This is a genomic window from Rhodothermales bacterium, assembly GCA_039944855.1.
Classification (GTDB): domain Bacteria; phylum Bacteroidota; class Rhodothermia; order Rhodothermales; family JANQRZ01; genus JBBSMX01.
In genome coordinates this window covers 192,268-217,879 of sequence record JBDUXZ010000024.1, presented here as the reverse complement: position 1 = coordinate 217,879, position 25,612 = coordinate 192,268, and the positions used below count along the sequence as shown (strand labels likewise).

At 70.0% G+C, this 25,612-nt stretch carries 24 protein-coding genes; 6 read left to right on the top strand and 18 right to left on the bottom strand.

What is annotated here, in order from left to right; all coding sequences use genetic code 11:
- Position 1 precedes the first annotated feature (1 nt).
- The 4 genes from ppdK to ABJF88_13700 all read right to left on the bottom strand — a co-directional run bounded on the left by ppdK (position 2) and on the right by ABJF88_13700 (position 5,389).
- Positions 2-2,689 carry a pyruvate, phosphate dikinase gene (ppdK, locus tag ABJF88_13715; GenBank protein MEP0547987.1) on the bottom strand — a complete coding sequence of 896 codons (2,688 nt, stop codon included), beginning with the start codon at positions 2,687-2,689 and terminating at the stop codon, positions 2-4.
- Between the two features lie 141 nt (positions 2,690-2,830).
- Entirely contained in the window at positions 2,831-3,643 is an 813-nt protein-coding gene (locus ABJF88_13710) for a PA domain-containing protein (GenBank protein MEP0547986.1), read from the bottom strand.
- 37 nt (positions 3,644-3,680) lie between these two features.
- On the bottom strand, positions 3,681-4,490 hold the full coding sequence (locus tag ABJF88_13705; GenBank protein MEP0547985.1) for a PA domain-containing protein: 810 nt from the start codon (positions 4,488-4,490) through the stop codon (positions 3,681-3,683).
- 83 nt (positions 4,491-4,573) lie between these two features.
- Positions 4,574-5,389, bottom strand: a complete 816-nt coding sequence (locus ABJF88_13700; protein MEP0547984.1) for a TatD family hydrolase — start codon at positions 5,387-5,389, stop codon at positions 4,574-4,576.
- 112 nt (positions 5,390-5,501) lie between these two features.
- Here ABJF88_13700 and ABJF88_13695 point away from each other — a divergent pair, with 112 nt between their 5' ends.
- Genes ABJF88_13695 through ABJF88_13685 form a run of 3 tightly spaced genes read left to right on the top strand, consistent with a single transcriptional unit; the run spans position 5,502 to position 10,306 of the window.
- Entirely contained in the window at positions 5,502-8,078 is a 2,577-nt protein-coding gene (locus tag ABJF88_13695; GenBank protein ID MEP0547983.1) for a histidine kinase, read from the top strand.
- A gap of 39 nt (positions 8,079-8,117) precedes the next feature.
- A complete protein-coding gene (locus ABJF88_13690) occupies positions 8,118-8,960 on the top strand; it encodes a LytTR family DNA-binding domain-containing protein (GenBank protein MEP0547982.1) in 843 nt (280 codons plus the stop codon).
- 56 nt (positions 8,961-9,016) lie between these two features.
- Complete coding sequence (locus tag ABJF88_13685; protein MEP0547981.1) at positions 9,017-10,306, top strand: SpoIID/LytB domain-containing protein; 1,290 nt, start codon at positions 9,017-9,019, stop codon at positions 10,304-10,306.
- Between the two features lies 1 nt (position 10,307).
- Here ABJF88_13685 and ABJF88_13680 read toward each other — a convergent pair whose 3' ends face one another.
- Genes ABJF88_13680 through ABJF88_13670 form a run of 3 tightly spaced genes read right to left on the bottom strand, consistent with a single transcriptional unit; the run spans position 10,308 to position 12,284 of the window.
- Positions 10,308-11,288 carry an isoaspartyl peptidase/L-asparaginase gene (locus tag ABJF88_13680; protein MEP0547980.1) on the bottom strand — a complete coding sequence of 327 codons (981 nt, stop codon included), beginning with the start codon at positions 11,286-11,288 and terminating at the stop codon, positions 10,308-10,310.
- On the bottom strand, positions 11,285-11,677 hold the full coding sequence (locus tag ABJF88_13675) for a YraN family protein (protein ID MEP0547979.1): 393 nt from the start codon (positions 11,675-11,677) through the stop codon (positions 11,285-11,287). The genes ABJF88_13680 and ABJF88_13675 overlap by 4 nt, the downstream gene beginning before the upstream one ends.
- Positions 11,670-12,284 carry a hypothetical protein gene (locus ABJF88_13670; protein MEP0547978.1) on the bottom strand — a complete coding sequence of 205 codons (615 nt, stop codon included), beginning with the start codon at positions 12,282-12,284 and terminating at the stop codon, positions 11,670-11,672. Before ABJF88_13670 ends, ABJF88_13675 begins: the two co-directional genes overlap by 8 nt.
- 136 nt (positions 12,285-12,420) lie before the next feature.
- Between ABJF88_13670 and ABJF88_13665 the strand changes: the two genes are divergently transcribed.
- The 3 genes from ABJF88_13665 to ABJF88_13655 all read left to right on the top strand — a co-directional run bounded on the left by ABJF88_13665 (position 12,421) and on the right by ABJF88_13655 (position 15,098).
- Positions 12,421-13,218, top strand: coding sequence for an SAM-dependent chlorinase/fluorinase (locus ABJF88_13665; protein MEP0547977.1), 798 nt, complete (start codon positions 12,421-12,423; stop codon positions 13,216-13,218).
- A gap of 63 nt (positions 13,219-13,281) precedes the next feature.
- Entirely contained in the window at positions 13,282-14,277 is a 996-nt protein-coding gene (locus ABJF88_13660) for a hypothetical protein (protein ID MEP0547976.1), read from the top strand.
- A 23-nt stretch (positions 14,278-14,300) separates the two neighbouring features.
- On the top strand, positions 14,301-15,098 hold the full coding sequence (locus tag ABJF88_13655; GenBank protein MEP0547975.1) for a hypothetical protein: 798 nt from the start codon (positions 14,301-14,303) through the stop codon (positions 15,096-15,098).
- Here the strand turns inward: ABJF88_13655 and ABJF88_13650 are convergent.
- The 11 genes from ABJF88_13650 to ABJF88_13600 all read right to left on the bottom strand — a co-directional run bounded on the left by ABJF88_13650 (position 15,073) and on the right by ABJF88_13600 (position 25,611).
- Complete coding sequence (locus ABJF88_13650; GenBank protein ID MEP0547974.1) at positions 15,073-15,900, bottom strand: lysophospholipid acyltransferase family protein; 828 nt, start codon at positions 15,898-15,900, stop codon at positions 15,073-15,075. The genes ABJF88_13655 and ABJF88_13650 overlap by 26 nt on opposite strands.
- Entirely contained in the window at positions 15,897-17,171 is a 1,275-nt protein-coding gene (locus ABJF88_13645; GenBank protein ID MEP0547973.1) for a sialidase family protein, read from the bottom strand. The genes ABJF88_13650 and ABJF88_13645 overlap by 4 nt, the downstream gene beginning before the upstream one ends.
- Positions 17,172-17,189: 18 nt before the next feature.
- Positions 17,190-18,575, bottom strand: a complete 1,386-nt coding sequence (locus ABJF88_13640) for a HAMP domain-containing sensor histidine kinase (GenBank protein ID MEP0547972.1) — start codon at positions 18,573-18,575, stop codon at positions 17,190-17,192.
- Positions 18,576-18,792: 217 nt separating this feature from the next.
- Entirely contained in the window at positions 18,793-19,176 is a 384-nt protein-coding gene (locus tag ABJF88_13635) for a hypothetical protein (protein ID MEP0547971.1), read from the bottom strand.
- A gap of 32 nt (positions 19,177-19,208) precedes the next feature.
- Positions 19,209-20,501, bottom strand: a complete 1,293-nt coding sequence (locus ABJF88_13630; GenBank protein MEP0547970.1) for an adenylosuccinate synthase — start codon at positions 20,499-20,501, stop codon at positions 19,209-19,211.
- A gap of 258 nt (positions 20,502-20,759) precedes the next feature.
- Positions 20,760-21,119, bottom strand: a complete 360-nt coding sequence (locus ABJF88_13625) for an STAS domain-containing protein (GenBank protein MEP0547969.1) — start codon at positions 21,117-21,119, stop codon at positions 20,760-20,762.
- Positions 21,120-21,214: 95 nt separating this feature from the next.
- Positions 21,215-22,129: a protein translocase subunit SecF gene (gene secF / locus ABJF88_13620; protein MEP0547968.1), complete on the bottom strand. Its 915-nt coding sequence runs from the start codon at positions 22,127-22,129 to the stop codon at positions 21,215-21,217.
- Between the two features lie 66 nt (positions 22,130-22,195).
- Complete coding sequence (gene secD / locus ABJF88_13615) at positions 22,196-24,151, bottom strand: protein translocase subunit SecD (GenBank protein ID MEP0547967.1); 1,956 nt, start codon at positions 24,149-24,151, stop codon at positions 22,196-22,198.
- Positions 24,152-24,329: 178 nt separating this feature from the next.
- Positions 24,330-24,872 (bottom strand): hypothetical protein, encoded by a 543-nt coding sequence (locus ABJF88_13610; GenBank protein MEP0547966.1) that lies wholly within the window; start codon positions 24,870-24,872, stop codon positions 24,330-24,332.
- 120 nt (positions 24,873-24,992) lie between these two features.
- Positions 24,993-25,274, bottom strand: coding sequence for a DUF427 domain-containing protein (locus ABJF88_13605; GenBank protein MEP0547965.1), 282 nt, complete (start codon positions 25,272-25,274; stop codon positions 24,993-24,995).
- A gap of 49 nt (positions 25,275-25,323) precedes the next feature.
- Entirely contained in the window at positions 25,324-25,611 is a 288-nt protein-coding gene (locus tag ABJF88_13600) for a family 4C encapsulin nanocompartment shell protein (protein ID MEP0547964.1), read from the bottom strand.
- Position 25,612: the final 1 nt, after the last annotated feature.

Genomic DNA, 25,612 nt, shown 5'->3' with positions numbered 1-25,612 from the left:
GCTATGCGAGTTCGAGTTCCGGTTTCACGCGCTCGTCGCGGAGGTGAGCCTGCGCCGCCGCGAGCCGCGCGATCGGGACGCGGAAGGGCGAGCACGAGACGTAGTCCATCCCCGTCTCGTAGAAGAACGCAACCGACTCCGGCTCGCCGCCGTGCTCGCCGCAGATGCCGACTTTGAGGTCCGGCTTCGCCTCGCGCCCTCGCTCGGTGCCGAGCCGGACGAGCTGGCCGACGCCCTCCTGGTCGAGCACCTCGAAGGGGTCGTCGCGGAGGATCTTCTGGTCGAGGTAGGTCGGGAGGAACGTCACCACGTCGTCGCGGCTGTAGCCGAACGTCATCTGCGTGAGGTCGTTCGTGCCGAAGGAGAAGAAGTCGGCCTCCTCGGCGATCCGGTCGGCCACGAGCGCCGCGCGGGGGACCTCGATCATCGTCCCGATCAGGAACTCGACCTCGTCACCTTTCTCTTCGAAGACGGTCTGCGCCGTGCGTGCGATGATCGTCTTCTGATCGACGAACTCGGCGACGGTCCCGACGAGCGGGACCATGATCTCGGGGTGGACCTCGATGCCCTCGGCCTGGACTTCGACGGCGGCTTCGAGGATGGCGCGCGTCTGCATCGCCGTCAGCGCCGGGTGCGTCACGCCGAGGCGGCAGCCGCGGTGCCCGAGCATCGGGTTCGCCTCGGACATCGCCGCGACTTTGGAGCGGATCGTCGCTTCGGAGACGCCCTGCCGCTCGGCCATTACCCGCTGCCCCTCGGCGTCGTGCGGGAGGAATTCGTGGAGCGGCGGGTCGAGCAGGCGGATCGTGACGGGGCGGCCTGCCATCGCGCGGAAGATGCCCTTGAAGTCCTCTTTCTGGAGGGGCAGCAGCTCGGCGAGCGCGGCGTGCTGCTCGCGGTCCCCTTCGGCGAGGATGAGGCGGCGGACGGACTGGATGCGGTCGCCCTCGAAGAACATGTGCTCGGTGCGGCAGAGCCCGATCCCCTCGGCGCCAAACTCGACGGCGCGGGCGGCGTCCTCGGGCGTGTCGGCGTTCGCGCGGACGTTCATCGTGCGGAAGGCGTCGGTCCACCCCATGAACGTGGCGAAGGCATCGCTCATGCCCGGCTCCTCGACCTCCTGCTGGCCGCGGATGACCTCACCGGTCGAGCCGTTGATCGAGATCCAGTCGCCCTCGTGGACCGTGACGGTGCCGTTCGTGAACGACTTCGTGCCGTAGTTGATGATGATGTCGTCGCAGCCCGCCACGCACGGCTTGCCCCACCCGCGGGCGACGACGGCGGCGTGGCTCGTCATCCCGCCGCGCGAGGTGAGGATGCCCTCAGCGGCGTCCATACCGCCCACGTCCTCGGGGCTCGTCTCGATGCGGACGAGGACGACGGGCGTGCCCTCTTTCCGCTTCGCCTCGGCGTCCTCGGCCGTGAACACGACGCGGCCGACGGCGGCGCCGGGCGAGGCCGGGAGCCCGGTCCCGATGACGGAGTCGGCATACGCCAGCCGGTCCTTGAACTGCGGGTGCAGCAACTGGTCGAGGTGGCCGGGCTCGACCATCCGGCCGACGGCGTGGTGCTTCTCCACGAGGCCGGCCTCGACCATCTCGACGGCGATGCGGACGGCGGCCGTGCCGGTCCGCTTGCCGGTGCGGGTTTGGAGGATGTAGAGCGTCCCCTCCTGCACGGTGAACTCGATGTCCTGCATCTCGCCGTAGTGCCGCTCCAGCCGGTCGGTGAGGCCGAGGAGCTGGCGGTACGACGTGGGGAAGCGGTCCTGCATCTCGCTGATCGGCTGCGGCGTGCGGATGCCGGCGACGACGTCCTCGCCCTGCGCGTTGACGAGGAACTCGCCGTAGAGCTTGTTCTCGCCGGTCGAGGGGTTGCGCGTGAAGCAGACGCCGGTCCCGCTCGTCTCGCCCATGTTGCCGTAGACCATCGCCTGCACGTTGACGGCCGTGCCGAGGAGCCCGGTGATCCGGTTGATCTTGCGGTAGCGCGCGGCGCGGTCGCTCTTCCACGAGCCGAAGACGGCGTTGATGGCGAAGCGGAGCTGCTCGCGCGGGTCCTCGGGGAACATGTAGCCCGTGTGGCGGCGGTAGATCGCCTTGTAGCGGTCGACGAGTTCTTTGAGGTCGTCGGCCGTGAGGTCCACGTCGGCGTCGACGCCGCGCTCGTGCTTGAGCCCTTCGAAGGCGGCCTCGAAATGCTCGTGCTTCACGCCCATCACCACGTCGCCGAACATGTCGATGAAGCGGCGGTAGTCGTCGTAGGCGAAGCGCTCGTTGTGGCTCTCCTCGGCGAGCCCGGCGACGACGGCGTCGTTGAGGCCGAGGTTGAGGACGGTGTCCATCATGCCCGGCATCGAGACGGCGGCCCCGCTGCGGACGGAGACGAGGAGGGGGCGCTCGGGGTCGCCGAAGGTGTGGCCCATGGCCTCTTCGAGGTGGCGGATGCCGCCGCGGATCTCGGCGTCGAGCCCCTCGGGCCACGCGCCGTCGTGGTCGGCGTAGTAGGCGCAGGCCTCGGTGGTGACGGTGAAGCCGGGCGGCACGGGGAGGCCGATGCTGCTCATCTCGGCGAGGTTGGCGCCCTTGCCACCGAGGAGGTGCTTCATGGTGCGGTCCCCTTCGGCGGTGCCATTTCCGAAGCGGAAGACGTAGTGGTCGGCGTGCGGGCGGTGCGGCGAGGAAGCCATGACGGAAGGAGGATGGTGACGAATGTGATGCCCCCAAAGTATTCGGCCGCGCTTCCGGCGCGCTACCCGACACCTCCGCCCCGGCCGGTAGGGGCGATCCCTACACCGCGCTCAGCCGCCGCACTCTTACTGCCTTGGATTCTATCGGGTAATCATCAGCTTCCGCGTCGCGCGGTGCCCCGCGCCCGTTGCCCGGACGAGGTACAGCCCTGCCGGCAGTCGCGTCGCATCGAGCGTCAGCGTATGCGGGCCTGCCGGAAGCGACCCGTCGTGGAGCACTGCCACCTCCCGCCCGAGCAAATCGAACACCGCTACGCGGACCGCCTGCGCCGTCGGCAGGTTGATCACAACCGTCGCGTGCGAGGCGAGCGGATTGGGATAGACCGGATGCAGCACGAAGGCCCTCGCCTCGGTGTCCTCCTCAACGGTGACCGGGGACGCGATTCGGATGGGGATGAGCGTCGCGTCCGTGGGGCCCGCCGCGATCTCCTCGAGGATGGCGTCTCCGCTAACGCGCGAGACGAATGCGGACGGGATCGAGCAGATGTCGGGTTCGCAGTCTCCAGCCATCGGGAGGATGAACTCATTATCCGGCTCGAACGCATCGTTGTAAACGACGACTGCAATCGCCCCGGCTGCCAAGGCATTCTCCACCTTGTCCACGAAAGAGCAGCGTCCACGACGAATAAAGGCGATGTTGCCGGCGACCTCGTCGGCATTCACGAGCGGGTCGCACCCTTCCGACGGAGGTGCTGTCTCGCCCGTCCCTTCAACTCGTACGATGGGGAGCGGACCGAGAGACATATCCGCGGAGAATCGCGCCCCGAAGACAGCACCGTAGGCGGGATACGCCACGCCAGCCACCTCGACGTGGAGGCTGTCGGGCACCTCCTGCGCAAGCGTGAATGCCGGCATGAGGGCAAGGAGCAGCGAGACGTAGCGGCCGGGTTTCATGGCATGGACTCCTTCAGGAGGATTCGGAGGGCGCGCGTCAGCGGACGACGGTGAGCGGCTGCGCGAGCCGCGCTGATCCCGCCTCCACCCGCACGATGTACACCCCGCTCGGCAGCGCCGAGGCGTCGAGCGCGAGGTCGTGACGGCCCGCCGCAAGCGGCCCGTCGTGCACCACGGCGACCTCGCGCCCGAGCACGTCGAACACCGCCACGCGGACCGCCTGCGCCGTCGGCAGGTTGAGCCCGATCGTCGCGTGCGAGGCGAGCGGATTGGGATAGACCGGGGGCAGCACGAAGGCCCCCGCCTGCGTGGTCTCCTCTACGGCGACCGGGGAGGCGACGCGAACGGGGACGAGAGTGACGTCTGTGGGACCGGACGCTAGCTCGGCGAGGATCGCCTGCCCGCTATTGTACGAGACGAGGAGTAAGGGCCCGGCGGCCTCCCAAGGGGGGCAGTCCCCACAGAGCACAGGCGGACCAATGTAGTCGGGGTCGGCCGTACCGTTGAGGGCGATGACCACAGCCACGGCCCCGGCGTCGACTGCTCGTTGCACCTTAGTCAGAAACGCGCAGGTCCCGCGCTCGACAAGGGCGATGGCGTCCGCCACCTCGTCGGCGTTAACGAGGGGGTCGCAGCCGTGGGAAGGCGGTGCCGTCGTCCCATCGCCTTCGACGAGCACCAGCGGAATCGGCCCCAGTGTGTCGGGGATCGTGACTTCGGAGTAGACGTAACTCGGATACACGCCGTCCGCCACCTCAACGTGAACACTGTCGAGCACCAGTTGTGCGTGGGCGAGCGCCGGCGCCACAGCGAAGAGCAGCGGGAGGGCGTAGCGGGCGCGTCTCATAGGCTCAGCCTCTAACGTGCGACGTTCGTGTTTCTCATGGTACAGCGTGCAACGGCCGATTCCAAACGTATCGAGGCGGCAGATCAAGCCACGGGGCCGGGCAGCCTGAAGAGCGTCCGCGCGTTCGCCGTCGTCACGGCCTCCACCTCATCGAGCGGGACGCCCTTCACTTCGGCGAGGCGTTCGGCGACGTGGCGGACGTAGGCGGGCTCGTTCCGCTTGCCCCGGTGCGGTTCCGGGGAGAGGTAGGGCGCGTCCGTCTCCAGCACGACCCGCTCCAGCGGCACGGCGTCGATCACCTCCGGCACGCCGCCGTTCTTGAACGTGAGCGTCCCCCCGAGTCCGACGTGGAAGCCGAGGTCGAGCGCCGCCTCGGCCAGCCACGCCGGGCCGCCGAAGCAGTGGAAGACGCCGCGCAGCCGCTCGCCCTCGGGGTGCCGGTCACGCTCCTCCGTTAGAATCTCGACGAGGTCGCGCGACGACGCCTCGCTCCCCTTCTGATCTCGGTTGTGGAGCACGAGCGGGAGGTCGGTGTCGATGGCGAGGCGGGCGTGGCGGCGGAGGTAATCGTGCTGCTTGGGGTTGAACGAGCGGTCCCAGTAATAGTCCAGCCCGCTCTCGCCGACGGCCACGACCTCGGGCCGGTCGCAGAGCGCCCTCACCTCCTCGAAGTCGGCGTCCGTCGCGTCTTTCACTTCGGACGGGTGGAGGGCCGCCATCGCGTAGAAATAGCCGGGGTAGCGGGCGCAGAGGTCGAGCGCGGCGTGGATCGAGGGCACGTCGATGGCGGGGAGCACGACGGCTTCGACGCCCGCCGCGCGGGCGCGCTCGACGACGGCGTCGAGGTCGGCGGTGAAGCGGTCGAGGTAGACGTGGGCGTGGGTGTCGAGGAGGGGCACGGGATGGGCGGGGAATGGGCGGGCACGGAGGGGCGCGGGGGCGACTTTCGCCGGAGGCAATATCGGCTCTACTTTACGCCTCCCGTTCCGGTTCGCCCTCCCGCTCTCCCCCGTGCCCTCTCGCGCGTCCTCCATCGCCCTGCGGGCGTTCGTCGTGCTCGTCCCGCTCGTGTCGCTCCTGATGCTGGGGCGGCTCGTGGCGGACTGGATGGAGATCGCGCGCGTGACGGGCGAGGCGCCGAGCGCCTCCGCCCCGCGCGGGTTCGACTGGGTGCAGTGGCAGGACCGCGACGGCGAGATCGTGGCGGTCTACGTCTACCCCGGCGGGACGGCCTACGCCGCCGGGCTCCGTGAGGACGCCGTGCTCTACCAGTGGGAGTTCCAGCAGTTCTTCTCGGCCGAGGACGTGAAGCGCGCCGTCGAGGGCGTCGTGCCGGGCGACGTGCTCGTCTACGACGTGGCGCAGTACGGGCAGCTCCAGTCGTTCGAGATCGGGATCACACGCTACCCGACGTTCCTCTACCCGCTCAGCGGGATGCTGTGGCAGCTATCGCTGTGGGGGTTCGCCGTCGTCGCGTTCCTCCACCTGCTCGGGCTCATCATCGTCGCACCGCTGGTGTGGCGGAGCCCCCGCGCCAGGCGGTCGTTCGCGCTCTTCGCGGCGGCCTCGCTGTGGGTCTTCGGCAACCTCGTCCGTTTGCTGAGCCTGACGCTTCTCGGCCCGCCGATGGACGGGGCGTACGCGACGTTCTTCCAGGCGCTGACGCTCGTCGCCCTCGGCGGATGGATCCTCTTCCCGGCCCTCCTCCTGCGCACCGTGCTCGCCGACCTCGGCCGGCTGCGGCCGTTCCCCTTCGTCGCCGCGATCTTCCTCCCCGCGCTCGTGCTCGGCGGCGCGGTCGGCGTCGCCGTCTTCGCCGGGTCGATCGGGCCGCTCACGCTCGACGCGCTCATCGCGCCGATCCTGTTCTACGTTTGCTGCTACGTCGCGGCAGCGACAGGGCTCACGCTCGCCGTCCGCGTCCCGGCCGTGACGCCGGAGGGCGACGCCGTCCCCGCCTCGACGGCGTGGAGCCGGGCGGGCAGCGCTGCCGTGTTTGCGATTGCCGCGCTCGGGGCGCTCTCGGTCTACGGCATCGTGCCCGTGCCCGGCGCCGTCTCCGACGCGACCGTGGGTGGGCTCATCGTCCTCATCCAGCTCCTCTCGCTGGCCCCCGTCGGCCTCGCCTCGGTCGCCACGCTGCGGCACGGGCGGGCCGACACCGTCGTGACGCGGGCGCTGGCGTACGTCGCCGTCTACGGCCTCGTGTTCTTCGTCGTGGCGGGCGGGCTGATCGTGCTCGGACGGGCGCTCCCCCCGGAGACGACGCGCTGGCCGCGCTCGATCATCGCGGGGCTCTACGTCGTGTTCCTCCTCTTCGTGGCCGAGCGGCTTGCCGGGCCGCTTCGGCAGCGCGTCGGCAACCTCTTCGTGACGGACCGACAGCGCGCCCGCGCCCGGCTCCGCGACTTCAGCGAGCGGATGCGGCTCATCCTCGACCCGCAGCGTCTCGCCGAAGAGACTGTCGAGACGGCGGGCGACGCGCTCGGCGCCCGCTCGGCCGTCCTCTTCCTCCGCCTGCCCGACGCCGTGCCCACCCAAAGCGGCGATCCGTGGACGCAGGCCCGCTACCGCGCCGAGCCGCCGCTCTTCACCGAGGCCGAGCTCCGCCGCGTGTGGAACGCGATCCAGCACCAGGGCACCGTCTGGGCACGCAACGCCGAGCTCGACGAGAGCGACCTCGGGCCCGAGGACGACCGGCTCCTCACCAGCTACGGCGTCGCGCTCGCCGTCCCCGTCGCGGGGGGCGAGACGGAGCCGGCGGGGCTGCTCGTGCTCGGGCGGAAGGAGCGGCGGCGGGCCGTCTATAACCTCGAAGACGTGGCGATGCTGCGGAGCCTCTGCGGCCAGCTCGCCCTCGCCGCCGAACGCCTCGCCCTCATCGAGCGCGAGAAGGCGCTCGCGAAGGAGAGCGCCGAGGCCCAACTCGTCGCCCTCCGCGCGCAGATCAACCCGCACTTCCTCTTCAACGCGCTCAACACGATCGCCGCGCTCATCGAGGAGATGCCGCGCGAGGCCGAGGGCACCGTCGAGCGCCTCGCCAGCATCTTCCGCCACGTCCTCCGCACCGGCGGCCACCCCTTCGTCCCCCTCGCCGACGAGGTCCGCCTCGTCGACGACTACCTCGCCATCGAGCAGGTCCGCTTCGGCGACAAGCTGACGGTCGAGCGCGCGTGGGACCCGGCCCTCACCGACCTCCCGGTGCCCGCCTTCGCGCTGCAAACGCTCGTCGAGAACGCCGTCAAGCACGGGATCGAGCGGAAGCGCGGCGGCGGCACGCTCGCTCTCTCCTCCCGCCTCCTCACCTACCCTGCCTCGGACCAGGCTCTCGCCGAGATCCGCGTCGTGGACACAGGCCTCGGCATCCCCGCCCTCTTCGCCGGCGGCGACGGCGTCGCGGTGCCCGCCGACACAGCCGTCCCCCTCGACCCGCCGGATTTCTACGGGATCGGCCTGCGCAACGTCGCCGCCCGGCTCGAACGGCTCTACGGGCGGAGCGACCTGCTCCAGCTAGCGAGCACGCCCGAGTCGGGCACGACGGCCCGCCTGCTGATCCCGATGGAGGGTGTGTCCCGGGCCTCGTCGTAAACTTCGCTTCCTGCTCCTCGTGACTCACCGCCCCACCTGATGCTGCGCACCCTCCTCGTCGACGACGAAGCGCCGGCTCGCAGCCGGCTCGCTCGCCTCCTCCAGCCATTCGTCGACGCCGGGCGCGTCCGCATCGTCGGCGAGGCGGCGGACGGGGTCGAGGCGCTCGACCTCCTCGGGGACGAGGACGTGGACCTCCTCCTGCTCGACATCCAGATGCCGGGGCTCGACGGGTTCGACGTGCTCGACCGGCTGCCGCCGGAGCGCCGCCCCGTCGTCGTTTTCACGACGGCGCACGACGCCTACGCCCTCCGCGCCTTCGAGGCGAGCGCCGTCGACTACCTCCTCAAGCCGATCCGCGAGGACCGCCTCGCCGCCGCCGTGGAGCGCGCCGAGAAGCTGACCGATGGGGCTCGGCGCGACGGCGACGACCGCCTCGGCGAGCTCCTCGAATACCTCGACCGGCAGGCCGTGCAGAAACCCGCCCCGGAGCCCGCCGATTACCTCAAGCAGCTCTCGATCCCCGGCGCGGACCGCCTCACGATCGTCTCCGTCGACCAACTCCTCGCGGCCGAAGTGGAGGAGGGCATCACGCGGCTCTACGTCCTCAACGACGCCCCGAGCGGGCCGCCCGGCACGACGCCCGGCCGCACGCCGCAGGTCGGCCGCCACATCGTCTCCCACACGCTCGACGCCCTCGAACGCCGGCTCGACCCCGAGCGCTTTATGCGCGTCCACCGATCGTCGATAGTACAACTCGACCACATCCGCGAGATGATCCAGTGGTTCAGCGGGCGCTACAAGCTCGTGCTCACCGGCGGACACGAGGTCATCGCCAGCCGCAGCCGCTCGAAAGAACTCCGCGACCGGCTGAGTCTCTGATCGTCGATTCGCAGTATCCTTCGCTTTCGCCGTCCATTCCCTGTTTCCCAGCGTCTATGCGCGCATTCGCTACCCTCTTCCTCCTCTTCGCGTTCGGCCTCGACGCTTCGGCGCAGGGGACGACGGTGCGCGTCCGCCTCCTCGAACGGCAGGCGCCGACGACGGTGACGGTGAGCGCCGAGGGCGGCCCGCTGCAGGTCCGCGTCGGCGACGCCCTCCTCGGCACGCTCACGCCCGGGAATGCGGCGACGATCGAGTCGGCGCGCGGCGCGGTGACGGTCCGTTTCCTCTCCGTCATCGAGACGGTCCCAACCGTGGACTTCGTCCCGCTCCGCGGCACGCACCTCCGCCTCCGCGCGGGCTCCGTGGACCGGACGTATCACGGCAGCCTCGCCGTCTCCGCCGACGGCCGGGGCGGGCGCGCCCCGCTCCGCCTCGTCAACACCGTCGAACTCGCCGATTACGTGGCGAGCGTGGTGTCGTCGGAGTATCCGTTCGAGGAGATCGAGGGCGTGAAGGCGCAGGCCGTGCTCGCACGAACGTACGCGCTCAAAGCGCGCGGCAAGTACGGCGGCTACGACCTCGTCGACCACGTCGGCTCGCAGGTCTACCGGGGCATCGGGAGCGAGACGCCCGCTGCCCGCCGCGCCGCCGAGGCCACGCGCGGCGAAGTCCTGACGTACGCGGGCGGACTCGTCGAGGCCGTCTACTCCTCGTCCTCCGGCGGCCACACCGCCGACAACGAGTCGATCTGGGACGGCCCGCCGCTCCCCTACCTCCGGGGCCGCGACGACCCGTTCGACCGCGCCGCGCCGGACCACCGGTGGCGGACGGAGGTCGAGCGCGGGCGCCTGCTGCGCGCCCTCTCCAGCCACTTCGGCACGGCCGTGACCGGGCTCGAGGTCGGCGACCGGAGCCGCGAGGGGCGCGTCCGCACGTTCCGCCTCCTCGGGAGCCGCCCGCGTACGGTGCAGGCGAACGCGGTCCGGCTCGCCATCAACAACGCGCTCGGGTCCCGGCTGATGCGCAGCACGTTCGTCTCGGTCGAGCGGCGCGGCGACCGCTACGTGTTCGAGGGGCGCGGCTTCGGCCACGGCGTCGGGATGAGCCAGTACGGCGCGCGCGAACAGGCGAGACAGGGCTACAGCTACCGCGACATCCTCGCGTTCTACTTCGGCGGGGCCCGCCTCGCCCCCTTCGCCGCCGTCACGACCGATGCCCCGGCCTACGCCGACGCGGTCCGCCCCGCCACCCGCACCCGCTCTGTTCCGGTCGAACCGATCCCCGTCCTCCCCACCGCCTCTGAGCGCCCAGCCTCCGCCCCGACGATCCGCACGGGCTGGTGAGTCACAGCAGCGTCCACGGGTCGGAGCCGTGGCGCCAGCCGCCGCGGGCCATGCGCGGGGTCGTGAACGCCCAGCCGCCGCGGCCGTGGCGGTCGAGCACGATGAGGCCGCCGGTGGCAGGGCCGGCCACGCCGCGCTCGCCCGGACCCTGCACGTCGCGCCGCATCCGGTCCAGCCCGGCCGATGCCGCCGCGTCGGGCGTCGCGCCGGCGGCGACGGCATCCACGGCCCGTCCGCAGAGGAGCACGGCGGCGATCGCCTCGCCCCAGCCCGTCGCGCTCGCCGCGGCGTCGGTGTCAGCGAAATAGCCCGAGCCCACGAGGGGCGAGTCGCCGACGCGGCCCGGCCGGGTGAACGGGGCACCGCCGGTCGAGGTGGCGGCGGCGAGGCGGCCGGCGCTGTCGAGCGCGACGCAGCCGACGGTGCCGCGCGGCGCACTCCCCTCGCCCGAAAACGCGCGGCTCGTGTGGAACGCGGCCTCGTCCTTCAGCCGGGCGAACCGCTCACGCTCGCGTTCGACGACGAGCGCGTCGTTGTCGACGAGATTGAAGCCGGCTTCTTCGGCGAAGGCTTCGGCGCCGGGGCCGACGAGCAAGCGTTCCTGCCCATCGCCGTCGAGCAGCCGGTGGGCGACGCGGACGGGGTGCGCGATCCGGCGGACGTTCGCCACCGCGCCCCAGCGATGCGTTGCGCCGCACATCAGCCCGGCGTCGAGCTGCGCCCGGCCGGAGCGGTCGAGGACGGCGCCGTGGCCCGCGTCGAACGCCGGATGCGCCTCCAGCACCGCGACGGTTTCGACGACCGTTTCCAGCGCTGATGCCCCGGCTTCGAGAAGCGAGCGTCCGCGGGCGAGCGCCTGCGTCAGCCCCTCGACGTGCGCCGCCGTCTCGTCCTGGGGAATGTCCCATGCGCCGCCGTGGACGAGGAGCGCGGGTCGCCCCGGCTCGGGCGGATCGACGGACGCGGCACGTGGCGCGCTCATCCGAACATCCCGAAGGCGTTCTCGAAGTGCTCGATCTCGGGCTCCCGCCCGCCGAGAAGGACGGCGATCACGTCGAAGCGGGCGAGGGCGCCTTCGAGCCGGGTCTCGTGGAGGTAGGCTTCGGCGACGCGCATGATGGCCTCCTGCTTGTCGCGCGTCACCGCCGCCTCGGGCCGTCCGTAGCCGAGCCCACGCCGCGCCTTCACCTCGACGAAGACGAGCTCGCCGCCCTGCGTGTAGTCGTCGTAGGGCTGGAAGCAGACGAGGTCCACCTCCTCGCGGTTGAAGCGGTAGTTGCGTTCGAGGATGCGGTAGCCCTTCGCTTCGAGATAATCCGCCGCGAGGTTCTCACCGTGGTCGCCCGTGTCCTTCGTCGTCACCTCAGCCATGGTCGCCGTTCGCCGGTTTCTTCTGGCCGAGGCGGGCGGCGAAGCCGGTGAGCTTCTGCACCTTCCGCGCGTTGCGCTCGTGGAGGAACGGGAGGAGCGCCTCGGTGAACTCGTCGAAGACCCGCATGAACTCCTGCATGTTCTCCATCCGCTCGAGGAAGCGCGCCTCCTCGTCGGAGAGCGCGCCGCCGCCCTGCATCTCGGCGATGCACGACGTGAGAGCCTCCTCGACGGGCGCGATCTCGCGGCGCTGGCGCTCCTGGATGATCGTCGTCGTGATCTTCCAGATGTCCTTTTCCGCAACGTAGAAATCCTTCCGGCTGCCGAGCTGGTGCGTCTTGCGGACGAGGTTCCAGTCGACGAGCGAGCGGAGGTTCATGTTCGCGTTGCCCCGGCTGATCTGGAGCCGCTCCATGATCTCGTCGGTGTCGAGCGGGCGCTCCACGGCGTAGAGGAGGGCGTGGATCTGCGCCATCGTCCGGTTGATGCCCCAGTACGTCGCCATCTCGCCCCAGAGCAGGATGAACTGCTGGAGGGCTTGGTGGTGACGCTCGCTCAGGGCATCGGCCCCGTCGGAAGCGGAGGAGTCGCGGGAATCGGCGGGCATCGGGGAGGCTAGGGCGTGGGGGACACGAACGCTGGAAGATAGGACGATTCGGCGCGGCGTGCCGTCCCCAATCTGCACGGTCCGGCCACCGCCGTCGCCCCTATATTCCGCGCGTCCTCCCCCATCCGCTCCCGCCGTGCGCCTCCTCACCCTCACGACTGACTTCGGCCTGAACGACGCCTACGTCGCCGCGATGAAGGGCGTCGCCCTCTCCATCGACGCCGGGCTCCGCCTCGTCGACCTCTCCCACGGGGTCGGCCCGCAGGACGTGATGGGCGCGGCGTTCGTGCTCCGCGAGGCCGCGCCGCTCTTCCCCGCCGGCACGGTCCATCTCGCCGTCGTCGACCCCGGCGTGGGGACCGAGCGCCGCGCGCTCGCGCTCCGCATCGGCGAGCAGTTCTTCGTGGGGCCGGATAACGGGCTCTTCTCGCTCCTCCTCGACGGCGTGCAGCCCGACGCCATCGTCGTGCTCGACCGCCCCGCGTTCTGGCGCACCCCGACGCCGAGCGCGACTTTCCACGGCCGCGACATCTTCGCCCCCGCCGCCGCCCACCTCGCCGCCGGCCGTGCCCTCGCCGAGATCGGCTCGCCGACCGACGAGATCAAACGGCTCCACTGGGTCCAACCCCTCGCCGACGAGCAGGGCATCCGTGGCTGGATCGTCCACGTCGACCGCTTCGGAAACGCGATCACGAACATCCCCGCCGCTCTCCTCGCCGAGCACCGAGCCGACCGCAGCGTGAAGTGCTACGTCGGCTCGACGATCCTCACCGGCATCCACCGGACGTACGCCGACGTCGAGGCGGGCGAGCCCGTCGTGCTCGTCGGCTCGTCGGGCTTCCTGGAGGTGGGCGTCCGTGGCGGGAATGCGGCGCAATTGCTGAGCATCCCGAACGGCGGCGCCATCAACGTCGTATTCGGTGATCGCGAGTAGGCCTGGTATCTTGCGCCGCGCCACGCGCCTCCGGACGTCCCTCCCCCTGCTGGCCCGACCGCTATGATCCCGTTCGCCCTCGCCCTGTCCGACGTCCCGAGCCGCCCCGACGCCGACGACGCGCCCGACCCCTCGCCCCGCCTGGATGTAACGCCGGAGATCGAGCCGGGCGTCCCGGACCTTCCAGATATGCCGGACCCGACGGCCCCGCCCTCGCCCGAGATCACGCCACCCGAGCAGCCGGAGATCACGCCGCCCGATCAACCAGAGATCGCGCCTCCGTCCGCGCCGGAGATTGCGCCTCCGTCCGCGCCGGAGATTCCCCCGCCCAATCAGCCCGAGATTACCCCGCCATCCTCGTTGGAGATGAGCCCTCCGCAGCCGGAGGCTATCCCATCGCCCGCGTCCGATCCCTCGCCCGACTCCGCGTGGGAGCCCGCTGCGGCGCCGTCCCGCGACACCCCGCGCGCTGTGGAGCCCCCGCCGGCTCCCCTACCCGAGCCGGTGCCCGTACCGAAGCGCCCGCCGTTGCAGCGGGCTATCCTCGCCATCCTCCTCATCGCCGCCGCCGGCATGATCGGCTACGTCCTCTCGACGACCGACGAGGGCTCCGACGAACCCGACGCGCTCGCCCGCTCGGTCGAGGCCGCGGGCAACCTCCGGCTGCTCCTGCGGACGGACGTGCCCGCCGAGGCGCGGCAGTTCGTCCGCGAGGAATTCGGCTGGCGCGTCGGCGTGCCCACCTTCGACGCGGTCTCGCTCACCGGCGTCGCGATCGCGCAGGCGGCGGCGGCCGTCGAGGTCCCCGTGTTTCTCTACGCCGATGAAGAAGACCGGAACGTCGCCGTCTTCGCCTACAGCTACGCCCTGCTCGACCAGGTCCCCGACCGTCTCCGCCTCACCGGCGACGACTACTACGACCTCGCCGAAGGCGGCCCCGTCATCCGCGGCACCGACCTCGGCGACGTCATCCTCTGGCGTGACCGCGACGACATTTACGTCGCGGTCACCGACCTGCCGCCGGACGCGCTCACCGACGGCCTCTCGATGGACCGCTGACTCTTCCCTCCTCCCCCTCGCCCATGCTCCGCCTTCTCTGCTTCTGCTTCGCCCTTGCCCTCTTCGGGTGCGCCGACGCGCCCGCCCCCGCCGCACCGCCCGTCGAGTCCGCCCCGGTCCCGATCCAGACGCGCGCCGATTCGGTCGCGCTGCAGGCCATCGCCGCATCGGGCGGGTTCGATGCGTGGAACGCGCTCCCCGCGCTCCGCTTCGACTTCGGCGTCGAGCGCGGCGGGCAGCAGCAGACGGCGGCGCGGCACTACTGGGACAAGCAGCAGAACCGCTACCGCGTCGAGTGGCCCGGCGGCGCGGACTCGACCTACGTCGCGCTCTTCACGGCATGGCCGGACAGCGGGCGCGCCTTCGTCAACGGCACGCCGCTCGACGGTGAAGCTGGGACCGAGGCGATGGAGACCGCCCGCAGCCGCACCATCAACGACACGTACTGGCTCCTCGCCCCGCTCAAGCTTTTCGACGACGGCGTCACCCGCACCTTCGTCCCCGACTCCTCCGACGCCGCGACCGACGTGATCCGGCTCTCGTTCGACGGCGTCGGCCTGACACCGGGCGACCAGTACTGGCTCTTCATCGACCGCGAGACGGGGCGGCTGACGAAGTGGGCGTTCGTGCTCGAAGGAAACCCGACGCCGCGCTCGTTCGAGTGGACGGCGTACCAGACGCTGCAGAGCCCCGAGGGCCGCGTGCTGCTCTCGGCGCGGAAGCAGGCCATCGGCGGTCCCATCGCCATCCTCACCGACAACCTCGTGGCCCCCGCGACGGTCGACTCGACGCTCTTCACGGACCCGCAGCCCCGGCTGTAGCGTCGCCACGAGGAGTAGAGATGGCAGCGCCGAGGAGGGATTCGGCGTGGCGGACGAGCGCGTCGGGGTCGTCGGCGGGCGTGGGGTGGACGGAGCCGAGGAAGACGAGGCGGGCGGTGAGCGGGCCGCGGTGCCGGGCCAGCCGCCAGAGCGCGGCGAAGAACGGCTCGCGCCGCCGCCAGTGGACCGCGTCGAGGTCGCTGTAGCGGATCGCGCAGAGGAGGTACGGAATCGCACCCTCGGCGGCGACCTCGAACGCGCCGCGCCGGAGCGGGTGCAGCACCTCCCCTTCGCCGATCCGCCCCTCGGGGAAGAGCACGAGCGGCGGGTGGTCCTGCTCGGCGAGGGCGTCGGCAAGTTCGCGCCGCGCTTCGGCCCGCGCCTCCGAATCGCGCCGGTCCACGAACACCGTCCCGATCGCCTTCGCCACCCAGCCGACGAACAGCGTCCGCTCGACGACGTGGTTGCTGAGGAAGCGGAGCGGGAAGAGGTGGAGGAGCACGAGGATGTCGACGAACGAGACGTGGTTCGGAAAGACGAAGCCCCGGTGGAGCCGGAGCCGCTCGGGCTGATCGCACACGATGCGGACGCCGAAGAGCGTCGTCGCCGTGCGCGCCATCCCCGTCACGACCCACCCCGCGAGCCGCGCCCCACGGACCCGCAGCGGCGCCCACCCCGTCGCCAGTACGACCACGGTGCCAACCACAACGACGAAACCAGCGGCTGCGAATCGGGCCGCACCGACGAGACTTCCGAGCGGATCGCGAGCGTTCGCCTCGTCAGGCTCGTTCGATTCGTTCATGCTCCGGCCCCGGCACGCCGATCCAGTTCTGCATCCGTCGGCCGGAGGTCTTCCAGCCGCGCCGCCCGCACACGGATCTGCGACGCATCGCCAGACTCCGTCCACGCCAGCAGGACCCACTCGCCGTCGCGGATCATCCGGGGCATCCCCGACGCGCGCTCGGCCGCGATGCCAGCCACGGTGATGGGTACGCCGAGCGTCCCGTCCTCCGCTACGGCGCGGACCCGAAGTTCAGCAGCATCGCCAATCTGCTCGATCCAGCTCACGAGCGCCCCGCCATCGCCGAGCGCGACCACCTCCACCCGGCCGACGGGATGCTCGTCGCTGACCGTAACCGGCTCGCCCCAACTTTTCCCGGCGTCGTCGGAGAACGCGAGGCGGGCGCGGGCGGCACCGTCCGCAGCCGTGAACCACGCCAGCGCGACACGCTCCCCGGCGGCGTCGAGCGCGGGACCGTTGACGGGGCAGCCATCGATCTGCCAGCCGTCGGCGTGGACGAGCGCGGGCGCGGACCACGCGTCCCCCTCCCGCCGGACGACAGCGATGTCGCGGATCTCGTCGGCGGAGCGGTCGCGGTAGGCGACGAGTGCCCCGCCGGGAACAGCGACGGCGGCGGTCGGACAGCAGTCGCACGTCCGGTGGTCGAGTTGGGCTTCGTCGGTGAGTTGGCCGTCAGGCCCGAGCGTGGCCGTGCGCAGCGACATCTCATCGGTCGGCGCGTGGTCGTGCCCATCGTGCGCCTGCTGGACCGGGTGGTAGCCCCGCCCGTCGAGCCACGCGACGAGGAGCGAGCCGTCCAGCTGCGGCACGGCACCGACGAATCCGTGCTCGGTCGGCGTGCCGTCGTGGTGCGGCGTGATCGGGGCGCTCCACGTCCGCCCCGCGTCGGCGGAACGGACGAGCCGGATGTCGTAGGCGTACGGATTGTCGCCACCGTGCTCGACGAGGTAATACGCCGCGAGCGCGCTGTCACCGAGGGAGACGACGCCCGGCCGGTCGGCCCAGTTGACGAACCAGTCGTCGCCCTCGGCGACCGTTTGAGGGGCCGACCAGCTTTCGCCTTCTCTTACAGCGAAGCGGAGCGCGGCGTGCCCGTCTGCCTCCTCCACCCAACTCATCGCGACGCGATTGCCGATACGGAACAGTCCGGGCACGCTGCTCCCCGGCCGCGCCGGCGTCGCCACGTCGCGGAACACCTCGTCGGCAGCGGGCGCGACGACCGGCGGCGGCTCCGTCTGACAGCCGAGCGCCCCGACGAGGACGATGAGCACCCATCGACACCGCATCGCTCAGGCCTCCTGCAATCGGGTGGGGACCGGCCGCTCCACCTCGGCCACCGGCTTCGCTTCGGTGAGCGTGATGCGGAACGTGGCGCCCTGCCCCGGCTTCGACTCGGCAAGCGTGAGCGTACCGCCGTGGTAGTCCTCGACGATGCGTTTGGCGAGGCTGAGGCCGAGCCCCCACCCGCGCTTCTTCGTCGAGAAGCCGGGACGGAAGATGTGGCGGGCCGCGCTCCGCTCGATCCCCTTGCCGGTGTCGCTCACGTCGAGCGTGACCGCACCCGCGCCGCGACCCGAGCGCGACGGCGTCCGGTACCCCCGCACCGAGATCACACCGTGCCCCTCGATCGCGTCGAGCGCGTTCTTTAGCAGGTTCTCGACGACCCACTCGAACAACTCTCGGTTGAGCGCGACCCAGAGGTCCGCCGGCACGTCCACGTCGAGGCGGACGCGGTTGCCGGCCGAGGGCATTCGGCGGCGGATGTAATCGGCGACGGAGTCGGCCACGGGCGCGAGGCGCTGCGCCTCCAGCGTCGGCACCGACCCGATCTTCTGAAACCGATCGGCGACGCGGTGCAGGCGGCCCACGTCTTTCTCCAGTTCGTCCGCCACCTGCTCGTTGTCGACGGCCCTCTCGCCAACGCGGAGCAGCTCGATCCAGCCCATGATGCTGGAGATCGGCGTGCCGAGCTGGTGCGCCGCCTCCTTCGCCATCCCCACCCACAGGCTCGACTGCTCGCTGCGGCGGACGTACGAGAAGCCGAGGTAGCCGACGAAGATGAACAGGCCGACGAACACGAACTGCACGAACGGGAACCACCGGAGCGAGCGGACGGTGGCGCTCTCGCCGTAGTGGATGAGTTGGACGGCGAGGCCGCCGCCGAGGTCGAGCCGGATCGGCGGGTGGATCGCGTCCATCTCGGCGGCCGTGCGGAGGAGGTCGGCGTCGATCTCGGCCTGCGTCTGCGACGAGTCCACGGCCACGTTCCGGCTCGTGACGATGGTGGTCAGGCTCGTATCCGTGATGATGGCCGGCACGTTGAAGCGCGCCTCGGGCTCGACGATCTCGTTGAAGACGAAGTTGATCTCGTCCGAGGCCGGCATCGAGCGAGCCCAGCGGAGCGCCTGCCGGAGCGAGTCGGCCGTGCGGCGCGGGAGCGGGCCGGCGCTTTCGAGGAGTCGTTCGAGCCGGACGAAGTCCTCCTGATAGGGGTTCGTCGCGTCGACCTGCGTGACGTACTCCTGCGCCCGTGCCCAGAGTTGGATGGCGGAGCGCTCCTGCCGCATCAGCCGGTTGGCGAGGTCGTTCGTGTACCACAGCGACGCCACGGCGATGAGCACGGCCGCCACGATGAGGCCGAGCTTGATCTTGACCGAGGTGCGGTAGGCTTTCACGCGGCGCGGCGAGGGTCGGGAGTCACGAGTCGAGAGGACGAAGGTACAACACGGACTCCCGCTCCTCGACCGGTGGCCCAACACGGCACGACGGCCTGCATCGTTTCACGCCTCCCGAAAAGTCATCCCCGACTTGATCGGGGACCCACCGGGCTAGCACGTCCTGTGGGTTCCCGCCTACGCGGGAATGACTTGTTTGATGGTCGGGAGAAAGAAGCTATTCGCCCTGCTTCGGTCCACCGACCGCGCGGCGCGCTAGCTCACGCTCCCCCTCCTCTGTCGTAGCAAGCCCGATGTAAGTCGGCGGGTCTGTGCCGAGACTGGGAGACCAGCTTTGCGGATTCGCTAAAACTGCCTCTACCTCTGCCGTCTCGACCAGATCGGCTACCGTTGAAGGCTCCTGCCACGGAAGGCGGTAGAGACTGACAGAGCCGGAACGAAGCAGCGACCTGACTGCCTCCTCAGCCGCAGCATACTTCTCCGTGACGGTTGCCATCGGCTGGAGTGTATTGAGGCACCACACGACCTCGTATAGTCCGAGCCAGTCCTCGGCAGCGGCCGATAAGACTTCGTCTGCTACAGCATCAGCGTCGAAGGACATGTTGGAGCACGACTCTGGTATAAGAATTCCGACTAAACCTGCAACGTCTCCGAGCGCTTCGGCCCCGTCGAGACCGTCGAGATCGGGACATCGAGGGAGTCGGAGATGAAGCGGAGGTAGGCGCGGGCCGTCTCGGGGAGGCCGTCCACGGAGTCCGCGCCGCCGAGGTCGGCGAAGCCGGGGAATGTCTCGTAGACCGGCTCGACGCGCTCGAGCGTGGCGAGGTCGTTCGGGAAGCGGTCCGTCAGCTTGCCGTCGATGCGGTACTGCGTGCAGACCTTCAGCTCGTCGAGACCGCAGAGCACGTCGAGCTTCGTGATCGCCATGTCGGTGAAGCCGTTGATCGAGGCCGTGTAGCGAAGGGCGACGAGGTCGAGCCAGCCGCAGCGGCGGGGGCGGCCCGTCGTCGCGCCGTACTCGTGGCCGACGTCGCGGAGCTTCTGCCCGATGCCGTGCGGGTCGTGGTCGGCGTCGCCGTCGAGTTCGGTCGGAAACGGGCCGTTGCCGACGCGCGTCGAGTACGCCTTCACGATCCCGATGACGCGGTCCACGGCCGTCGGCGGGACGCCGAGGCCGGTGCAGCAGCCGCCCGCGGTCGGGTGGCTGCTCGTGACGAACGGGTACGTCCCGAAGTCCACGTCGAGGAGCGAGCCCTGCGCGCCCTCGGCGAGCACGCGCTTGCCCTCCTTGAGGGCGTTGTTGAGGTACTCCGGCGTGTTCTTGACGTACGGATCGATGTGCCGGTCGAACTCGACGTACTCCTCGATGAGCGCGTCCACGTCGAGCCCGTCGGCGCCGTAGACCGAGCGCAGGATCGCGTTCTTCTCTTCGATGGCGTCCTTCAGCTTCTTCCGCAGCACGTCGCGGTCGAGGAGGTCGACGACGCGGATGCCGGTGCGGGCGAACTTGTCGACGTACGCCGGCCCGATGCCGCGGCCCGTCGTCCCGATCGCCCCGGCGTCGCGGTAGCGCTCGCGCGCCTGCTCCACCGCCTTGTGGTAGGGCATGATGAGGTGGGCGTTGTGGCTGATGAACAGCCGCCCCTCGACCTCGAAGCCGAGCTCCTTGATCGTGCGGATCTCCTCCATCAGCGCCACCGGATCGATGACGACGCCGTTGCCGATCACGCAGGTCGTGCCCGCGTGGAAGATGCCGCTGGGCACGAGGTGGAGGACGAACTGCTTGTCTTCCCACGCGATCGTGTGGCCGGCGTTCGCGCCGCCCTGGTAGCGGGCGACGATGTCCATTTCCGGGGCGAGGAGGTCGACGACCTTCCCCTTTCCTTCGTCGCCCCACTGGCTTCCGATGACAATCGTTACAGGCATGATTCAGAGGTGTATGACAGAGGGGACAGAGAGAGCACCGAGAGCGGACTGCCGCCGGACCCCCTGCTTTTCTCGCATTCGCTCGAAAAGCTGTCCCCCTCGTTGAGGGTGACAGCCACGCGAAGTCGGGAACGAGCTTGCGAGTGACCGCTCTTGCGAGTGACCGCTAGCGTGGCAGGGGGTCCGGTGGCGGAACGGAGAGCAATAACGAAGGCGGCGGGGCCGGCCCCGCCGCCTTCGTGAGAAACACGGCAGACGTCAACCCTCAGAAGCCGGCTCTTCGTTGTAGCTCTCGACGGCTTCGTCCACGGAGTCGAAGTGCTTGAACACGGTGAGCAGCTTGGCGATCATCAGGAGCGACTGGATCCGGTCGGTGGCGTTCGCGAGGCGGAGGTCGCCGCCGGCGTTGCGCATCGTGGAGAGCCCGCCGATGAGCATGCCGAGGCCGGAGGAGTTCATGAAGCGGACCTTCGAGAGGTCGATCACGACGTTCATCTGGCCCGCCTCCTTCATCTCGCGGAGCTGGTCGTGCAGCTTCGAGCCGTCCGGCCCGCCCATCACGTCGCCTTTGAGTTGGAGGACGACGGCGTTGTAGCGCTCTTCTGTTTTGAATCGCATGGCGGTGTTCCTGTTGGGTGATTGGGTGAATGGCTGATTGGGTGACTGGGTGAAAGGGGATCACCCAATCAGTGAAGCTCTCAATCACCCATTGATCATCGGGCGGCGAGGGCGCGCGTCTTCAGCTCCACCAGGATCGGCGACGCTACGAAGATCGACGAGTACGTCCCGATGACAATGCCGACGAGGAGGGCGAACGCGAAGCCACGCAGCACCTCGCCCCCGAAGATAAACAGCGTCAGCACGACGATCAACGTCGTGCCCGAAGTCACGAGCGTGCGCGAGAGCGTCGAGTTGATCGAGCGGTCCACGATCTCGGCGTAGGGCTCCGTCTTGAACAGGTTCGTGAACTCGCGGATGCGGTCGAACACGACCACGGTGTCGTTGAGCGAATACCCGACGATCGTGAGCAGGGCCGCGATGATGGCCTGGTCGATCTGGAGCGAGAACGGGAGGAGGTGGTGGAACATGGCGAAGATCCCGAGGGTGATCGTCACGTCGTGCGCGAGCGCGGCCACGGCACCGAGCGAGAACTGCCACTCGAACCGGAGCCAGACGTAGAGGAAGATCACGAAGAGCGACGCGATGACGGCGTAGAACGCGCCCCGCTTGAGGTCCTCGGCGAAACGCGGCCCGACGGAGTCGATCTTGATGACGGAGACGGTGGCCTGGGGGAACGCGCTGCTCACCGCCGTCACGGCGCTCTGCTGGATGGCGTCGATGTCGTCGCCGCCGGCCGTGGTGCGGATGAGGAGCGTGTGGTCGTTGTCGTACGTCTTCACCTCGGGCTGCACGCCGAAGGCGGCGGAGAGCGCGTCGCGGACGCCGGGGATGGGGAGCACCTCGCCCGTCTCGATGACGAATTCGGTCCCGCCCTGGAAGTCGATCCCGGTCTCGAGCCCGCGCGTGAGGAGCCCGAACACGCTCATCAGCAGGAGGACGCCGGAGACGACGTAGGCCGTCCGCCGCTTGGAGATGAACTTGTAGTCGGTGTTTTCAAAGATGCGCATGGTGCTTCTCGGTCAAATTGGGGGGTAGGGGCGCAGCGCGCTGCGCCCCTACAGAAAACGGACGGATCAGCCGAAGGCGACGACGGAGCGGCGCTCGGCGACGAAGTAGTCGAAGACGATCCGCGTCACCACGATCGCCGTGAAGAGCGACGAGAGGATGCCGGCCATCAGCGTGACGGCGAAGCCCTGGATGGGGCCGACGCCGAAGCTGTAGAGGATCACGCCGACGAAGAACGTCGTGATGTTGGCGTCGGCGATGGCGGAGAGCGCCTTCGCGTAGCCGCCGTCGATCGAGGCCTTGAGCGTCTTCCCGCTCGTCATCTCCTCGCGGATGCGCTCGAAGATGAGCACGTTCGCGTCGACGGCCATACCGATCGTGAGCACGATACCGGCGATGCCGGGGAGCGTGAGCGTCGCGCCGAAGGCGGCGAGGATGCCGAAGATGAACAGGATATTCAGGAGCAGGGCGAGGTTCGCCACGAGCCCGGCCGTGCGGTAGAAGAACACCATGAAGAAGGCCACGAGCAGGAGCCCGACGAGCACGCTCACCGTGCCCGCCCGGATCGACGCCGCGCCGAGGCTCGGCCCGACCGTCCGCTCTTCGACGATGTCGACGGGCGCGGGGAGCGCGCCGGACTTCAGCACGACGACGACGTCCTCGGCCTCGGTCCGGGTCACGCCCGTAATCGAGGTCCGGCCGCCGGGGATTTTGTCGATGATCGTCGGGTACGAGTACACGAGGTCGTCGAGCACGATCGAGACGGGGCGGCCGACGTTCGCGCCGGTGAGGCGGCTCCACGTCTGCGCGCCGTCGGAGTTCATCGTGATTGAGATCTCGGGCTCGTTCGTGTACGGGTCGAAGTCGGGCCGGGCCTCGGTGATGACCTCGCCCGTCAGCTCGGGGTCACCGCCGCGCACGCCGAGGAGGTAGTAGATGTCGGCACCGGTCTCGGTCGTGGCCTCGGCCTTCGCCGTGTAGAGGAGCTTCACGCCGGGCGGGAGCATCTGCTGCACGGCGGGCCGTCGGAGGAGCGCGCCGGCCGCGGCCGTGTCCTGCTCGGCGACGGCGCCGAAGATCACGGACTCACCGGGGATCGGCGAGAGCACACGGAGCAGCGGGTTCTCGCTCTCGGCCACCCCTTCGTCGAGGCCGAGGAGGTCGTCGAGGTTGGCCGCGGTGTCAGCGGCGGCGTCCTCGGCAAGATCGTCGGCTTCGAGCGCGGCAGCGGTGTCCGCTACGACGGTGGACGTGTCGGCGGCTACGGGGTCGACGACCGCGACGGGCGCCTCGACCGCGTCGCCGGGCGCGTTGTCGAAGTACGCGATGATGCGGTTGCGGGCCGCGTTCAGCTCGCCGGGGTCGGCCATGAGCCGGAACTCGAGGCGGGCCGTGCCGCGGAGGAGGTCCCGCACGCGCTGCGGGTCGTCCACGCCGGGGAGTTCGACGACGATCCGCCGCGAGCCCTGCTGCTGGATCGACGGCTCGCTGACGCCGAAGCGGTCGACGCGCTCGCGGACGATCGAGATGGCGCGCGTCACGGCCTCGTCGGCCTCGGCCCGGAGGTAAGACGCGACCTCGGGGTTATCCGAGCGCCTCGTGATGTTGGCGCCGGTGTTGCGGAAGTAGCGCGAGAGGCGGACGTTGGGGTCCTGCTCCTCGAACGTGTCGACGAAGATCTCGACGAAGTCGTTGCCGGTGGCATTCGCCTCCTCACGGGAGGCGGCGAGGGCCTGCTCGAAGGCGGCGTCGACGTCGGTGGCGAGGGCGCGGACGAGCGCGTCCATCCGGACTTCGAGGGTGACGTGCATGCCGCCCTGGAGGTCGAGGCCGAGCTTGAGCGCGCGCTCGCGCACGTCGCGGATCTCGGTGTAGTTGTCGTTGACGTAGTCCACGCGCTCCGTATCCGAGAGCTCTTCGATGCGCTGCTCCATGAAGTAGCTCTGGAGCGTCGGGAAGAGGTACCAGAGCGAGAGCCCCAGAAACGCGAGGGTGACGAAAACTTTAAATCCGTTGTCTTGCATGGGATCGGGGTCGGGGTAGAGACGCCCCGGCGGGGCATCTGTACGGGGATCGGGGTACGGGGATCGAAGCCTGAGCGTCCGAGGCGCGCGGTTCGCACCTGCGGACATGGCGAGAGGCCCGCGCAGACGGCGCGCGGGCGAGCGAGAGCCGGCGAGACGGGCCGGCGGAAACCTGGGCCTACGGGCCGAGCGGCTGCGCCGCCGACCGCTCGGCGAGCGGGACGACGGGCGCGTCGTGGACCGGACGGATTGGGGCAGCCGTGAGCGACGCGGGCGCTTCCGCCCGCATCAGCCGACCGAGCGGGCCGGACGACGTGCCGCCCACCGGCGAGGCGACGGGCGGGGCGGGCGCGGCTTCGAGCCCCGTGTGGTGGCTGAACGCGCGGAGAAGCTGCCCGTAGAGCACGGACAGTAGGGCGTCCGCCCCGGCATCGGAGCCGAGAAACTGCGCGAGGGCGGGGTCCGACTGCGCGGCGAGCGCATCGGCGAAGGCCGCCGCAAACGCTTCGGGCGTCCGCGCACCCTGCGATGCCGCCGCGACGAGGGCTTCTTCGAAGGCGGCCTCGACGGTCGGCGGTGCGGGGCCGAGCCACTCGACCTGCGACGCGAGCGCGCGGCCGACGTCGGCGCCGGCGGCGGGCGCGGCGAGCCACAGCCCGAGGCTCAGCAAGAGCCCGACGCTGAAAAGGCGCTGCACGGCGGCGTGACGGAGGAAACGCATCGAACGGGTCGGCGGGAAAAGGCGGCAGAAAGTACCGTCGCCGTCGCCCGCTGTCAACGGAGCGCGCCGGAGTTCACCAGAGTTTGCCGATCCCGACCGCGTCCCCCGACCGCGGCTCGGTCACTCCGTCACCTTCACGCCGCGCCAGAACGCGACGTAGTCCTTGATCTCCGACGCCTTCTCCGACGGGTCGGGATAGAACCACGCCGCGTTCTCGTTCGTCTCGCCGCCGGCGACGACGTGGTAGTAGCTCGCCTCCCCCTTCCACGGGCACGTCGTGTGGTAATCGCTCTGCTTCAGGTATTCCGTGTTCACGGCGTCGAGCGGGAAGTAGTGATTCGCTTCGACCTTGCGCGTCGCGTCGCTCTCGGCGATGACGACGCCGTTCCAGATGGCTTTCATGAGGGATCGGGTTAGAGCGACGGATCGCTCGGGTGGAGGGCAACGGGGACTAGATCCGAACCGGGCGAACGCCGTCGGCGAGCTCGCGCGGGGCCGGCACCACGCAAACGGCGTCGCCGCGGAACGGGTCCAGCACGACGTCGAGGTACTGGTACGTCTCGAACAGGCCGGGCGAGCGGTTGAACTGGCGGGCGATGGCGTGGCGGAGGAGGTCGTAGGCATCGGGGCCGACGAGGATCGTGCGCGGCTCCAGCCCGTCCTGCTGCAACGCCCGCACGCTCTCGTCGATGAACGCGAGCACGCCCTCGGCGGTGGCGGTGGTTTCGGTGACGGTCATG

Excerpts from the sequence above, each read along its gene's own strand:
- ABJF88_13630 (MEP0547970.1), bottom strand. The coding sequence starts at position 20,501 with ATGCCTGTAACGATTGTCATCGGAAGCCAGTGGGGCGACGAAGGAAAG.
- secD (MEP0547967.1), bottom strand. The coding sequence starts at position 24,151 with ATGCAAGACAACGGATTTAAAGTTTTCGTCACCCTCGCGTTTCTGGGG.
- ppdK (MEP0547987.1), bottom strand. The coding sequence starts at position 2,689 with ATGGCTTCCTCGCCGCACCGCCCGCACGCCGACCACTACGTCTTCCGC.
- ABJF88_13650 (MEP0547974.1), bottom strand. The coding sequence starts at position 15,900 with ATGAACGAATCGAACGAGCCTGACGAGGCGAACGCTCGCGATCCGCTC.
- secF (MEP0547968.1), bottom strand. The coding sequence starts at position 22,129 with ATGCGCATCTTTGAAAACACCGACTACAAGTTCATCTCCAAGCGGCGG.
- ABJF88_13690 (MEP0547982.1), top strand. The coding sequence starts at position 8,118 with ATGCTGCGCACCCTCCTCGTCGACGACGAAGCGCCGGCTCGCAGCCGG.
- ABJF88_13625 (MEP0547969.1), bottom strand. The coding sequence starts at position 21,119 with ATGCGATTCAAAACAGAAGAGCGCTACAACGCCGTCGTCCTCCAACTC.
- ABJF88_13655 (MEP0547975.1), top strand. The coding sequence starts at position 14,301 with ATGCTCCGCCTTCTCTGCTTCTGCTTCGCCCTTGCCCTCTTCGGGTGC.
- ABJF88_13670 (MEP0547978.1), bottom strand. The coding sequence starts at position 12,284 with ATGCCCGCCGATTCCCGCGACTCCTCCGCTTCCGACGGGGCCGATGCC.
- ABJF88_13605 (MEP0547965.1), bottom strand. The coding sequence starts at position 25,274 with ATGAAAGCCATCTGGAACGGCGTCGTCATCGCCGAGAGCGACGCGACG.
- ABJF88_13685 (MEP0547981.1), top strand. The coding sequence starts at position 9,017 with ATGCGCGCATTCGCTACCCTCTTCCTCCTCTTCGCGTTCGGCCTCGAC.
- ABJF88_13675 (MEP0547979.1), bottom strand. The coding sequence starts at position 11,677 with ATGGCTGAGGTGACGACGAAGGACACGGGCGACCACGGTGAGAACCTC.
- ABJF88_13635 (MEP0547971.1), bottom strand. The coding sequence starts at position 19,176 with ATGTCCTTCGACGCTGATGCTGTAGCAGACGAAGTCTTATCGGCCGCT.
- ABJF88_13705 (MEP0547985.1), bottom strand. The coding sequence starts at position 4,490 with ATGAGACGCGCCCGCTACGCCCTCCCGCTGCTCTTCGCTGTGGCGCCG.
- ABJF88_13660 (MEP0547976.1), top strand. The coding sequence starts at position 13,282 with ATGATCCCGTTCGCCCTCGCCCTGTCCGACGTCCCGAGCCGCCCCGAC.
- ABJF88_13710 (MEP0547986.1), bottom strand. The coding sequence starts at position 3,643 with ATGAAACCCGGCCGCTACGTCTCGCTGCTCCTTGCCCTCATGCCGGCA.
- ABJF88_13610 (MEP0547966.1), bottom strand. The coding sequence starts at position 24,872 with ATGCGTTTCCTCCGTCACGCCGCCGTGCAGCGCCTTTTCAGCGTCGGG.
- ABJF88_13600 (MEP0547964.1), bottom strand. The coding sequence starts at position 25,611 with ATGACCGTCACCGAAACCACCGCCACCGCCGAGGGCGTGCTCGCGTTC.
- ABJF88_13680 (MEP0547980.1), bottom strand. The coding sequence starts at position 11,288 with ATGAGCGCGCCACGTGCCGCGTCCGTCGATCCGCCCGAGCCGGGGCGA.